General features: G+C 42.1%; 13 protein-coding genes. 4 read left to right on the forward strand and 9 right to left on the reverse strand.

Annotated features, from left to right (window positions below):
- Positions 1–225: 225 nt before the first annotated feature.
- Positions 226–471, reverse strand: a complete 246-nt coding sequence (locus ACTW1R_RS11755; protein ID WP_016608684.1) for a hypothetical protein — start codon at positions 469–471, stop codon at positions 226–228.
- Between the two features lie 491 nt (positions 472–962).
- On the opposite strand from ACTW1R_RS11755, the gene ACTW1R_RS11760 reads away from it, so the two are divergent.
- Complete coding sequence (locus tag ACTW1R_RS11760) at positions 963–1331, forward strand: ACT domain-containing protein (RefSeq protein ID WP_010749708.1); 369 nt, start codon at positions 963–965, stop codon at positions 1329–1331.
- A 510-nt stretch (positions 1332–1841) separates the two neighbouring features.
- Entirely contained in the window at positions 1842–2942 is a 1101-nt protein-coding gene (locus ACTW1R_RS11765) for a mandelate racemase/muconate lactonizing enzyme family protein (RefSeq protein ID WP_489927282.1), read from the forward strand.
- Positions 2943–2992: 50 nt separating this feature from the next.
- On the opposite strand, the gene ACTW1R_RS11770 is transcribed toward ACTW1R_RS11765, so the two are convergent.
- Positions 2993–4411: a glycoside hydrolase family 1 protein gene (locus ACTW1R_RS11770; RefSeq protein ID WP_270289898.1), complete on the reverse strand. Its 1419-nt coding sequence runs from the start codon at positions 4409–4411 to the stop codon at positions 2993–2995.
- A gap of 15 nt (positions 4412–4426) precedes the next feature.
- Entirely contained in the window at positions 4427–5731 is a 1305-nt protein-coding gene (locus ACTW1R_RS11775) for a PTS sugar transporter subunit IIC (protein ID WP_015510115.1), read from the reverse strand.
- Between the two features lie 171 nt (positions 5732–5902).
- On the opposite strand from ACTW1R_RS11775, the gene ACTW1R_RS11780 reads away from it, so the two are divergent.
- Positions 5903–6604 carry a GntR family transcriptional regulator gene (locus ACTW1R_RS11780; RefSeq protein ID WP_034869190.1) on the forward strand — a complete coding sequence of 234 codons (702 nt, stop codon included), beginning with the start codon at positions 5903–5905 and terminating at the stop codon, positions 6602–6604.
- A gap of 53 nt (positions 6605–6657) precedes the next feature.
- Here ACTW1R_RS11780 and ACTW1R_RS11785 read toward each other — a convergent pair whose 3' ends face one another.
- From ACTW1R_RS11785 to ACTW1R_RS11800, 4 genes are all read right to left on the reverse strand, one after another.
- Positions 6658–7422 (reverse strand): serine hydrolase, encoded by a 765-nt coding sequence (locus ACTW1R_RS11785; RefSeq protein WP_270289897.1) that lies wholly within the window; start codon positions 7420–7422, stop codon positions 6658–6660.
- A gap of 35 nt (positions 7423–7457) precedes the next feature.
- Positions 7458–8369, reverse strand: a complete 912-nt coding sequence (locus ACTW1R_RS11790; protein WP_271812899.1) for a C40 family peptidase — start codon at positions 8367–8369, stop codon at positions 7458–7460.
- Positions 8370–8390: 21 nt separating this feature from the next.
- Entirely contained in the window at positions 8391–9464 is a 1074-nt protein-coding gene (locus tag ACTW1R_RS11795; protein ID WP_271812900.1) for a dipeptide epimerase, read from the reverse strand.
- A gap of 188 nt (positions 9465–9652) precedes the next feature.
- Complete coding sequence (locus ACTW1R_RS11800) at positions 9653–11314, reverse strand: peptide ABC transporter substrate-binding protein (RefSeq protein WP_271812902.1); 1662 nt, start codon at positions 11312–11314, stop codon at positions 9653–9655.
- Positions 11315–12022: 708 nt separating this feature from the next.
- Here ACTW1R_RS11800 and ACTW1R_RS11805 point away from each other — a divergent pair.
- Positions 12023–12358, forward strand: a complete 336-nt coding sequence (locus tag ACTW1R_RS11805) for an antibiotic biosynthesis monooxygenase family protein (protein WP_261224176.1) — start codon at positions 12023–12025, stop codon at positions 12356–12358.
- Positions 12359–12432: 74 nt separating this feature from the next.
- Here ACTW1R_RS11805 and ACTW1R_RS11810 read toward each other — a convergent pair whose 3' ends face one another.
- Positions 12433–13206 (reverse strand): hypothetical protein, encoded by a 774-nt coding sequence (locus ACTW1R_RS11810; protein ID WP_156237056.1) that lies wholly within the window; start codon positions 13204–13206, stop codon positions 12433–12435.
- A gap of 158 nt (positions 13207–13364) precedes the next feature.
- On the reverse strand, positions 13365–13592 hold the full coding sequence (locus tag ACTW1R_RS11815; RefSeq protein ID WP_271812903.1) for a hypothetical protein: 228 nt from the start codon (positions 13590–13592) through the stop codon (positions 13365–13367).
- Between the last annotated feature and the right edge of the window lie 81 nt (positions 13593–13673).

Below are 13673 nucleotides of genomic sequence, written 5' to 3' on the forward strand. Positions count from 1 at the left end.
CCTTAGTATCTTTAGATACACTTTTTTTCACTCCTGTTTTGCGTTCTCAACGGCTTTCTTTGCTTCTACAATAGTTATTTTCCCTGCCTCATCGCATGAAATTTTTTGAAGATGTTTCTTATCATCAAAGCTTGATGTAAGTTTCATAATCTGCTTGATCATCAACAATCTATGATAGTTCGTTGCTGGCTTGATCTGACTCTGCCTCAGCAAAAAAAGTGCTAATTAAAGTGTTTTCGATTTCTCTACAATTTCCTTTACTCGTTCACAAAAACTATCTGGATTCATTCTAGGTTCCATTTTCTCAGCCTCATCAGGAAGTAAATCATTCAGGTACAATGTAGCTTCTTTGTTTTCGGTATACATTTCCTCGTAGTGATCGACTAAATAATGTTCCAAATCTATGGAAAACATAAAAAAATTAATTTCTTCGGAAAGTCCTTTTTCAATAAAGTTGAAAAATTTATCCATTTATCACACCTCCTTGACTAAAGTTTATCAAAATATTACAGAGCGTTCTTTACCTTCTCCTTGAATCTTGTAAGGTCTTCATAAAATTTAGCATGTTCCTTCTTCTCTTTATGATCCTCAGTATCAATTTTTCTTCCAATCAAACAATTAGTGATTTATATTCCATTCCTCTGTCCACCATAATTTTATGTACAATAATAGTACTCAACCATTGATTTATGATTGAGTGCTATTTATCTTCTATTAACTCGATTGATTTCAAATCTGATTCAGCATAGATTGCGGATCCAATTGATATTTCTTCTTCTCCAGAAACAGAGGTATACCCATCAGTTTTAACCGTTTATTTTCTTCTGTATAGAATCTACCCGTCTGTTACGTCTCGCAGAAACGACACAACGCTTAGAATCGTACGTGATCAAATGATAATCGCCTTCCCTTCTTTCTTATCCTTTGATATGATGTTTGCATCAAACGAAGGACGTGATTAGATGAAACTAACCTTATTGGCACCCTCTTTTTCTGTCATCCAAGTAGAGCGTATTGATCCTTCGATACTGAAGATCGTTCCTCTATTTTTTGCCCATACGTCAGAAGAACTTTCTTTGGTGTTACCAACGGCAAAGGTTCCAGCTGAAACACTAAACAGAGAAGATGGATGGAAAGCGATGAAAATAATTGGTGTGCTGGATTTTAGCTTAATTGGCATTATTGCCAAAATCTCTTCCCTTCTAGCCGAGGAGTCAATCAGTATTTTTGCTGTTTCTACCTTCAATACTGATTATATTTTAATCAAGGAGCATCAGGTAGAACAAGCTCGTACTGTTTTAACCGCCAATGATTATTCCTTTGTCAATTGAGAAAAAACTTTTTCTTCCTTACGACAAGTTACTTTCGCTCGCTTTTTGAAATACAAAAGAACGACTGAACCAAAGAAGTTCAGTCGTTCTTTTGTATTTCACTTGTCGTTTAACAAAGATAAGAGTACTGGGTATCCCAAATAAAAGACTTCCCCAAGCTTTCATTTGCCCCAGTACTCTTCATTGCTCGTTGTTAAGATAATCATAATACAAAAATGATTTTTATTCAATAACTATGCTTTAAAAATAAACAAAATGCTATTTTGTGACAATTTATAGGGGTTTCACTTCATTTCTAGCTAATATTCCCTATATCTGTTTATATTCTAAATGGTTCCGTGAAGCATCAGTTGATGAGATGCGATCCCTTCGATAGCGATCCTCCTTCTTTTAAAGTTTTTAAATTTGAGAAAATTCAGCCTTGTCAATCTCGCCTTCCCATGCTACCATGATTATGCAAACGTTAACATTAAAATGCACACGTGAACATTAATTTGAGGAGGATTTTTAATGGCAAAAATTACAGATGTACAAACAGCGTATTATCGGATACCTCTTCCAGAAATCATGGAAGATGCGAAGCACGGCTTACACACCCACTTTGAAGTGCCTATCGTCAAGATCGTTACTGATGATGGACGTGAAGGGGTCGGCTATACGTATACTGGTGGCTTCGGTGGCGAATCGATCGCCAAACTGATCGATAAAGAACTAAAAGCGATCCTTTTAGGGAAAGATCCAGCATGTGTGGAAGCCTTGTGGGATCAGATGAACTGGGGAATCCACTATGTTGCCAGAGGCGGTTTAGCAAGTTTCGCCATTACGGCTTGTGATATCGCCTTGTGGGACTTACGTGCGAAAAAAGCACAAGAACCCCTCTACAAACTTTTAGGCGGCGCAAGCAACAAAGTAAAATGCTATGGTGGTGCGATTGATCTAAACTTTCCTCTTGAAAAACTCTTAGCCAATAATCAAAAATATTTAGACATGGGATTAAAAGCGGTCAAAATCAAATTGGGACAAAAAACACTTGCCGAAGATATTGCTCGAATAAAAGCGGTCAGAGAATTGATTGGTCCCGATGTTGTCTTTATGGTGGATGCCAACATGAGCTGGTCTGTTGAAAAAGCGATCAAAGCCGCCAAACTGATGGCGCCTTATGACATTTTGTTCCTTGAAGAACCAACGATCCCCGAAGATTACGAAGGCTACGCTCGTATCGCTAAAGAAGGGCAAATTGCGGTGGCAGGCGGAGAAAACTTGCGCACCCCTATCGAATTTGCTCATATGATCAAATATGGCAATGTCGATTTTCCGCAACCCGACGCTTCCAATTGCGGTGGGATCACCGGCTGGTTGAAAATTGCTGCCTTAACACAAACAAGTAACTTATCTGTTTCTACACATGGCATGCAAGAATTGCACGTTAGTCTACTAGCAGCGATGCCTAATGCTGGGTATCTCGAAATGCACAGTTTCCCAATCGATCAATACACCACGAGACCGTTAGTGATCGATCCATCCGATGGATGTGCGATTGCACCAGAAGAACCAGGGATTGGCGTCACCTTTGACTGGGAGAAACTTGCTCCTCATAAACAACCCTTTTAACTGAAAACCCACGCTGATTTCCTTTAGGATGAGGAAATCGGCGTGGGTTTTTATTTCAGAATCAATGGTTTTTCTTCAAATGGAAGCCACCGTTCATCAATCAGGGAACGATACCAAGCGGCTGATTTTTTTAATGACCGAGTCCGTTCTTCATTTAGCTCGACTCGTACAAGACCATAGCGGTTTTTGAACGCATTCATAGGTGAAACACAATCGGTAAATGCCCAAAGCATATAGCCTTCGCAGTTGGCGCCTTCCTCGACGGCTTTTAGCAGCCAGTAAAGATGTTCGGTAATAAACTGAATCCGATAGTCATCTTGGACTTGACCTGTGGCATCCATATACTGTTCTTCATTTTCCCGCCCCATACCATTTTCAGTGATCAGCCATGGAATATTGCCATAATTCTCCTTAAGATAATTTGCCATATCGTACATGACCTTCGGATAGATTTCCCAGCCACGGGAGTTATTCATTTGTTTTCCTGGCAAATCAAAGGTCTCATAAAACATTTCTGGATGAAATGGTGTATCCGAATGCCATTGATATCGTGGTGCCCGCACGCGTTTCGGGTAGTACTGATTGACACCTAAGAAATCCACCGTATGGGTGCGGATCGTTTCCAAATCTTCTTCTGTCGGATCAAAGTAGATGTCATAGGTTTGGCAAAGTGTGATAAGTTCATCTGGATAATGCCCCTTAACCATTGGATCAAAAAAGATTCGGTTGAAAAAAAGATCGTACATTTTTTGCGCGTTTTGATCCTCTGGTGAGGAAGAGCGTGCGTAAACCATTTCTGGATTTAGCACACAACCGATGCGCCCCTCGTAGCCCTTTTCATGATAGACAGCCACCGCTTGGGCGGACGCCAATACTTTGTGATAGTTCCAAAGCATCCATTTTTTTGTGTTTTGCTCATGGGGCCAGCGGATCGCATCGAGATAGCAACGAGTCTGAATAACGATCGGCTCATTGAAGGTAAACCACTGTTTGACTCGATCACCGTAACGCTCGAAGGCGATTTCGGCATAACGGGTATATAGATCGACCACTTTCCGCGAGCTCCAGCCATCATAGGCATCCATCAAACTAGCTGGCAGTTCATAATGTTCCAAACAAAGCATCGGTTCGACCCCAGCCGCAAGCAATTGGTCGATAAGCTGATCGATATGAGCAGCATAATCTTCATCAACGATCAGCTGTTCATGGTCGGTAAAGAAGCGCGCCCAGTTGATCGATGTTCGGTAATGGGTCAAATGAACCTCCTGCATCAGTTCAACATCCTCTGAAAACTTTTCCATAAAATTCGTCGCAACAGCCGGCCCGTAGCCATTATGCCAGACAAAGCGTTCTTCTTTGTACCAGCGGTCGAGATACGAATCTTGCCCTTCTTTCTTTCCTTGCCAGCCTTCTGTCTGCCAAGCAGACGAAGCAGCCCCTAAAATAAATGTTTCAGGTATTTTTACCATTTTTTTAAAACTCCTTTATGCAACTTCATTGGTCGTACGATTCATTACCAAAACAAAAGGTAGATAGATCAAAATTGCCACGACAATACAGATAACTTGCGTGATCACAGCCCCGATATCCCCAGCAGTAGCTAGATAAGCATTGACGATCGGTGGCATCGGCCATGGGACCATTACCACCGCTTTAGCGGCAAAGCCTAGACTTGTCGCCACGTACCCAATCGTTCCTGTTACTAACGGTGTCAGGATAAAGGGAATCGCCAAAATGGGATTCAGCATAATTGGCATTCCGAAGATCACTGGCTCATTGATATTGAAAATCCCAGGTGCTAATGACAATTTAGTGATTTGGCGCATGTCCTCCCGCTTGCCAACGATCAAAATCGCAATCAGCAACCCAATCGTAACCCCAGAGCCGCCCATACTCATATACATATCCCAAAACGGCATCGTAATAATATTGGGTACTTCTTTTCCAGCTTCAAAAGCTTCCGTATTAACAGCGATCGCTGCCAGCAACAATGGTTCGCGAATGGGTTTGACCATCTGGTTCCCATGAATCCCGATGACCCAAAAAACTTGTGCGATAAACATCAACAACAAGATACCTGGCAATCCTTGGACGATTCCTTCCAGTGGTCGTTGGACGACATTGTAGATGATATCGTAAGCATACATCCCTGTGAGTGCTTTGATAGCAAAACCAGCGGTGGCGATGATGGTCACGGTGAAAATCGTTGGAAACAATGCCGAAAAACTTGCCGAAACATTCCCAGGAACACTATCAGGCATCGTGATCTGCAGCCGTTTTTGTCTTCCTAACCACGCATAAAGCTCGATGGAAACGATCGCAACGAACATGCCTAAAAATAGGCCTTTCGTGTCAGTATATTGCTTAGCCAGCACGTTTTCGGCAACCACCGTCGCATCTTCGTGCAAAAATTCAAAGATCATTGGATTAACAGAAAGATAAGACATTACTGCGATGATTCCTGGAAAGACCCCAGAAATCTTATTTAATTTTGCTAGCTCAATCCCAATCAGAAACACTGCATAGATCGTTAAGAAACTCAACGTCACATAACTGACCGCAGATGAGATCGGTTTTAAACTTTCTAAAAAGCGCAGTGCCTCGATTTGTGCCAATCCATTTTCAGCATCAAAAACCATTGCTGAAAACAATGTACCAAACGCCCCTGTAATGATTACTGGAATCAAAGCAGCAAAGGCATTTTTAATGACCATGATGTAGCGTAAATTGTTGATCCTATTGGCAAACTTTCCTAAAACGTCAGCGAGTCGATCCATAAATCCTTGCATAAAACTCCCTCCTATACCCCTATTCTTCAATTGTTAGAAAACGATTACATTACAAATGTAATTCATTTTCTGAAGAATGTAAACGCAGGAAAAGCCTTCAAAACAGGGTATGTAAAGCTCCAAGTTTACATACTTCGTTTTATCACTTATTATTATTTTGAGGTGAAGCAAATGGCGAACTACCATGACATCGCTGCCGATTTACGGAGCAAAATCAATCACGGGTTTTACGAAGAAGAGAAAAAATTGCCGAAGCAATCCGAACTGGCTGCGGATTATCAAACGAGCCGCGTGACAATTCAAAAAGCATTGAATATTTTACAAATGGAAGGCATTATTTACGGTAAAAAAGGCACGGGTACGTTTATCAGTGATTCCTATTCAACCTTCGATTACAACGCCAAGATCAATCGCGGGCTGACGAAGCGCCTTGGAGAGACAGGAAAAATCACCAGCAAGATCATTTCTTTTGCCATTCTTTTTCCCGATGAGAAAGAACAAGAAAAACTAAAAATTCGCAGTGACCAGCAAATTTATGATATCGTTCGTCTGCGTCTATTTGACGATGTACCTGTTGTTTTAGAGTATACCATCATGCCGCTTCATGTCATTCCTGGGATTACCGAGGAAGTCTTAAACTCATCGGTCTACGGTTATATCACCAACCAACTCCACTCCTCGATTGGAACATCTGTCCGTCGTATCAAAGCGGATCGTGCAGACACCTATGACCAGCAATACTTAGCTTGTGCTGCCACCGATCCCGTTTTAGAAGTTGAGCAAACGGTTTACCTCGGCGATGGGACGCCTTTTGAATTTTCCCAATCACGGCACCGCTATGATATGGGGGATTTTATTGTTGTAAATAATTAATACGCTGCGGATCGAGTGCCTCTGAGTGAGGAGCGATACGCAGCGCATTTTACTTAAAAATATTGCTGATAGACTGTTTGACCAATTTCTCTTAGCCAACTGATCCCTTGACCACTACCGGTTTTATCATAGGAAAACGCCGCAATGATGATCGTCGTTTCATTGGCTTGTAAATACGCTACATCGTGTTCGATGCGGTCAAGACGGCCTGTCTTATTAAAAATGCGGCAAGCAGGCTGCGCAGTTTCCGCAAAATTTCCCGCTAATCCTTCTTGAAATTGCTGCTGATTTAAGGGTGAAAATCCTAGTCCAGCTTCTTCTCTTTTAACACACCTTAGTAGTAGTTTGGCAGCCGCCGAGGGGGTCAAGCGGTTCTCTTTGTCTTTGATCGGTCGCATCATATACCGTTCAAATTGAATCTCTGGCTTCTGAATCCAGGCCTGAAGCGTGGGCAACCCTACTAAGTCCAATAGTACATTGGTCGCAGTATTATCAGATACGGCGATCATCGCCGTGAGAAGCTCACTGATGGTCCAACCTTTCTTCTGAGGAAAAAGACGGATCACCCCAGCACCCCCTGTCAGATCAACGGCGTTCACACCGATCAGCTGTTGCGGATCGATTTTTTCTTCGATAATCTGTTCAAGATAATAGGCATACAAAACAAGCTTACTGATACTCGCTGCCGAAAACGACTTTTGACTCTGATAGTCAATGAGACATTCCGTTGGCGTACCGATCCATAAACCCATTTCCAAGGTTGTCTGATAGTTTTTTAGAATAGGCTCAATTGCTACACGCAAGTCATCTTTTCCCATCAAATGCTCCTTTCCTTACGATCATGAAAGAATGTTCATGAGCGTTCCTGTGATGCATTCGGCTGGTTTTGCCAATAACGCGCCACAACTGCGAGTTCTGGTTCATAATTAGAGCCAGTGATTTTGGTTTTCATGACCCGTGATCCAGGTGTTATTGAATGAATCATTTCGTCATCCCCCAAATATAGACCGACATGATGGACTTCGCCTTTTCCTTCTTCATAAGCAAACAGCAGCAGATCCCCTGGTTGTGCCTGACTGTATGGTACGATGTTTGCTTGTTGTGCTTGCTCGATTGTATCTCGGGGGATTAAAATACCATGAAGTCGATGCAGCGAATACATGAATCCAGAACAATCAAAGCCACTGCCGCTAATGCCTGCCCAGACATAGGGCTGGTTTATAAATTGTTCTGCCAAGGCTATTATTTTTTCTGGGAGCTTTGCCCATGTGTCCGATAGGACGTGAGCAAAAGCTTTAGCGATCGTTGCTGGTCCATTAGGCGTAGCCACTTGATAGGAATCTGCGGTTTCCCCAACAAGTGGTAAAACTGTTCCAAAAGAAACAAGTCGTGTGGTCGAGTCAAAAACAAGCACGGCTTCTTTTGCAATCACCCCAATCCTTCTTTTAGCTGGTGCATAATCTGGTGGCAATGGCTTCAATACCTCGTTCGGCAGATAACCGGGATACCCGAGTGGGTGTTTATTGCTTTTTTGATCCAAGACGATCACCTGGGACCAACCATCCGTTTGGGTGATGACTTCTACTATCGTCCCATATAATACTTCGGAGTCCACTAAGCTTTCCTGATAAAGCCGCATCGTATCTTCATCAGTCAAAAAAGTGTGTAGCGCTTCTAAAGGAAATGCTTTGATTTTTGCTAGTACTTTGTTTTCTTTGGGTTCCTTCCATAAGAAGGAAGAGCCAGCCTGAACAATTTGTTTCATCTTTGCTCCTCTCATAACTATCTATTCGTTGATTCCTAGACCGATGCGTTCGGTGACGCTCAAGCTTCCTGGACGCTGAAGAATCCCTTGCATTTCAGGGGAAGTCGTTTGGGTCTCCCACATAAAAGGAACGTCCAGATCATAAAATTGGACGTTGGCCATCCCCAAGGCAAAATGGGCGGCTGCCGCCATTCCCCCATACCCTTCAATCATCGAACCGACCATCACTGGCATTTGATGCTCTTTTGCCAAGTGATAAATTTTTTGTCCCTCTTTGATCCCGCCGCTTTTCATCAATTTAATGTTCAAATAATTGCAGCAGTTTTCAGCAATCAAACGCTTGGCATCCTCATAGGAAAAAAGACTTTCATCGGCCATGATTGGAATCGTCGTACGAGCAGTCACATAGCTGAGTCCAGCAAAATCATGGGCTTTTACTGGCTGTTCAACAAACTCGATCGGAATGTCTTGCCATTGGTCTAAAATCTGCACCGCTTCTTCTTTGGTCCAGCCTTGATTTGCATCAATTCGAAAGGGAATCTTTCCTGCCAAGCGTTCATTGATGCGGCGAATTTTCGCAACTTCCTCTTCGATCGTTCCTGCCCCTAGTTTGATTTTCAAGGAGCGAAATCCCGCCTGGACTTTCGCTTGGGCATCATGCAGCATCTGCTCCTGTGAACCAACACTGATCGTATAGTCGGTTGTCAGTGTATTGGCAGAACCACCTAAATAGCGGTAAAGAGGCAAGTTGGCCGCTTTTGCCAGTGCATCATGCAACGCGATATCAATCGCTGCTTTAGGGCTCGTATGATGCTGGATCAACGCATGAAGCTCATCCATTACTAGCAATTGGGCATCTACCTTTCTGCCTAACAGGAACGGGGCAAAGACCGTTTCGATATCTTTTAAAATACTTTCTTTTGTATCACCGGTGATGACTTCGGTAGGTGCTGCTTCTCCGATGCCAACGATCCCATTATCAAAAAAAAGCAGCACTCGAATCACTTCGACGGCGTGCACTTCTCTGAGCGCCGTTTTAAAGGGTGCATTCAGCTGGATCGGAATTCGTTTGGTTTCAACTGCTGTGATTTTCATTGGTGTTCCTCCCAAAAAGAAAAGCAGTTCTTATCTAGCTAAAATGAATACGTCATTGTTCGCTGCTAGAAAAAGAACTGCTTTATTCCTTGTTATCAAGTTGCTAAACATTCTAGTAACGTTTTTCTCGTCTGCTGCCCTCTTTAACGAAGTCAGACAATGAATAGACAAACGGAGCTTTTTTCTCCTTATTCTTCGACAAAGACATTTTTATAATCATAGGCCGCGCCAACACTATGAACGATGAGGCCTTTGATTTTTGGCGACCGTAGATGTGCTTCAGCACTTTGGAAGAGTGGAATAACGCCTAAGTCGTCGTTTAAGATTTTTTCTGCTGCTACCATATTTTCCCAACGGGCTTCTGGATCGTTAGCATTTTCATTGGAGGCTTGTTCGATCAATTGATTGTAGTCATCATTTAGCCATTTTCCACGATTATAGGAACTGTCTTTTTTGAACAATTCCAAAAAGTTGATTGGATCTGCATAATCCCCGATCCAGTTATTCATGACCATCTCAAAATCGCCGCTATTTGAACGATCCAAGCGCACAGAAAATGGAACGTTTGTGACTTCGACAGTCAGCCCATCCAGTGTTTGCTGCAAGGTGCCTTGAATGTATTCTGCCATTTTTTTCGATTGATCGGTATCTGATGTCAACAGTTCAAAAGACAATGTATCGATACCCAGTTCAGCTTTTGCCTTTTCCCAATATTCTTGGGCTTTTTCTTCGTCAAAGGCTAACGTGGTTGCCGCATCCTCGACAAAATCAGCCTTTGTCTCTGGATTAAACGCTAGGTCAGAAGGAACAAAACCGACCGCCGGTAAGGAGCCGTTGCCTAAAATATTGTCAACGATTTGTTGTCGATTCATACTATACGAAATGGCTTGGCGCAGATTTGCATTTCGAAAAGGCGAATCTTCTGGTGCTTGATTCATTTCTAAATACTGAGTGGTTGCACTAGGCTGAACAATGTAATCAGGATGATTCACATTCTGCATCGCCAATTCACCGCTTAAAATAATGTCATCGGCTTGTCCGCTTTCGTACAAGTTATAAGCGGTCGATGAGTCTTTCACGACATCAAAGTTAATTGTTTCAAGTTTGACCGAATCGGCATCCCAATAATCGGGATTTTTCGCCAATGTCCATTGGATGTCGGTGCCTGGTCCAGCATAATTGGTCAATAGGAATGGTCCATTGTACGCCGCGTTTTCACTGGTTAAGGCATATTGGTCACCGAACTCTTCCACGACACGCTCGTTTTGCGGGAAGAAAGTTGGAAAAGCCAGTAAAGATAAAAAGTAGGGCGTCGGTTTTTCTAACGTGATTTTCAATTCATGATCATTGACTGCTTCGATCCCTAACTCGCTTTTATCTAGCGTCCCATCTGAAATAGCCGCAGCGTTTTTAACGGGTGCCAGCATATAAGCATAATTGGAAGCTGTAGCTGGATCAACGGTTCGCTGCCAGCTAAAAACATAATCAGCTGCAGTAACTGGATCGCCATTGGACCATTTTGCCTCTTCCCGCAATGAAATGGTGTAAGAAAGCCCATCTTCACTAACTTCAGCGTCTTCGCTTGCACCAGCAATCACAGGAACATTGTTTTCATCCAAGCGATAAAGACCTTCATAAGCATTGTTCAGAGTAATAAAGCTGTAAGAGTCGGTTGCTAAAGAAATATCTGCACTGCCCATCTCTGCCGAAAATTGCACATTGATCACTTGCTCTGCAGAAGAAGCTGCTGATGAATCCGTCTCGTTATCTTGATTGCCATTTTGACAAGCTGCTAAAAATAAGCTGCCTAGTAACACAAGCGATACTGCATATTTGCTACGTTTCCCCATTTCTACTCATCCCCTTCTAACATTCAGATAATTCAAAAAATTCTGTTTGTTGTACCGAGTTTACCGCATGTTTATGCAGCCTGTCAATTTAACACGACCAAAAAATGTAAGAGGTTACATGGTTGTGTCAGAAACGCTCTTCTGAATGTAAAAAGTAGAAAAGAGCGACTTTATGCTGAATATCGTTGAAAGGTGTTATGCCAAGAAAGCATACAAAAAAGTCCTGATCTTCTAGTAATCAGAACTTTTGTTACTTTCTTATACATCATTTCGCAGGTAAAATGGATAAAAAAACTTTCTTACTTTTCCTTTCCTTTCACACAAAAAAAGAAGACATAAATTTCGTCTTCATAGCGCTTTCTCAGAACCTTCCCACTTTTTTGCCTTTCAACTCAAGGAATAAAAGAAATCTCCTCAGAAAGTAAAAAAAACGTATCTATTTTAAAATGGGAGTGGTACACTAAACAAACGAAGAGTATTGCACGTGAGAAAAGAAAGACTTCCCCAAGTATCCATTTTCTCCAATACTCTTCGGACTCTTCAGTACGTATATTAATTATACGTACTTTTTTCATTTGTACAAGGCTTTTGAAAGATTTAATCAAAAAGTGAAAATCGATAAAAACGTACAAATCCCTTACGCTAATTGACAATGATTCTCAATTAGCGCTATACTAAATGAAATCACTCACAGCAAGGAGGAATTTCATGTATATCCGTACCGTCGCATTTGAAGTAATTCCTGAAGGTAAAGAACGATTTCTAGCTAAAATGAAAAAAGATACCGCCTCAATGAAAACATTCGCTGGCTGTCAGTCTGCTGAAGCTTGGTTTTCAGAATCAAAAGACCACCTCGTTTTCCAGTTGGTGTCAAAATGGACTGAGAAAAAAGCATTTCAGGCTTGGTTAAAACGCCCCGAACATCTGCAAAAGCACCGAGATGCGTATCGAGCAGAAAAGGAAGGAACTGCAAAACCGAGCCTTGTTTTGTCCAAAACAGGTCAAGAATTTGTCTTGATCGATGAAGAGCTTACTCCTAGTTAAACGATACGAGCGATCCACCAAAGCTGATTCCGTTCGCTTTGGTGGATCGCTTTCTTGTTCAGTATCGCTCTTTTCTATTCCACCGTTCGCTCGTTCAGGGTTCTTCCTTGCTGATCTTTTAATTGAAGCCAGCCATTGGTCCCCCCATAGTAAAGAAACATGCCGACCTCATTGACACTTTTTAATACGACGTCTTCAATCGTTCGTCCCTCTTTGATCGCTGATTGATTCTCTTGCCGCATCTTTTCTGCTAATCGAGCTGAAAAGCCCACCGAGCCGTCTTTGTTCAAAGGAACCTCTTGACGCAAGGTAGCGCCTTTTTCAATTCGAACCTCGTTGCGTTTCTGCCAATAAACCGTTGCTGTACTTCCTTGATAGTCCACCATAAAGGGTTCATCTTGTAATTCTTTTGACCATTTATGACGAGGCTTGCCCCCTTTTTTCACCACTTTCGTTTCCTTTTTACTGGTGGATACATACCCCAGAAAATCGATCAAGCAATCAAATGGTTCCGCACAAACAGCGACCCCTTGTTGCAGTTCCTGTGGAATCACGATAGGTGCGTTGGAAGCATTGGACAAATGATATTTCTCTTGGTAATAAGCTGCTAAGTATGGCGCCATGATCTCCCAAGGTGGTGTAAGGATCATTAAGCGATCATATTCTTGCTTGTCATCAAATGATTTCTCATCTGCTACTGATAGTAATTGGCCTTCTTTTATGGCTAAGAGGACGGTATTGTCTTTTGTTTCAATAAGTTTTCCTTTAACAATTTGCAGTTGCCCTGCTTCCTTCGGCAATTCAAAAAGCATCTGTTTGTCATCAATGACCGTTTTTTCTAATTCCATTTCGCTCCCTGCTTTCTGCTAGTTTCTCGCCCATTATAGCATGTATTTTTCTACGCAGCGGTGTCCAACAATCAAAAAAAGAGGCTGCTTCCAAGAAACAGCCCCTTTGTTAAGGGAATTGGTTTACGTGCATGGCTTCGTTTGATTGGGATTAACCCTTAGCTAGAAAAGCATTCAACCAATGCTGGTTGATAGATCTCGTTGTATTTTGCCACAACTCGTCCACAACGTTCTTCAAGCTCGTCATGATCAGTCTCTTCATAACGGATCACATGCAAAACGGCACAACGTTCCAATTTTCTGACCACTTCTCCGATAACGCGGCTTTCTAAGCCGACTGGTTTACATTCATATGTTTTACCTAATACAATTGTTTCTGCTTCCATAATGCGCTCCTTACTACTCGTTTCTCTAATTGTATTATAATCTTATCATCTAATTATAATAAAATAAAGCGATATGCATGT

The sequence above is a fragment of the Enterococcus sp. R12 genome (genome assembly GCF_058135755.1).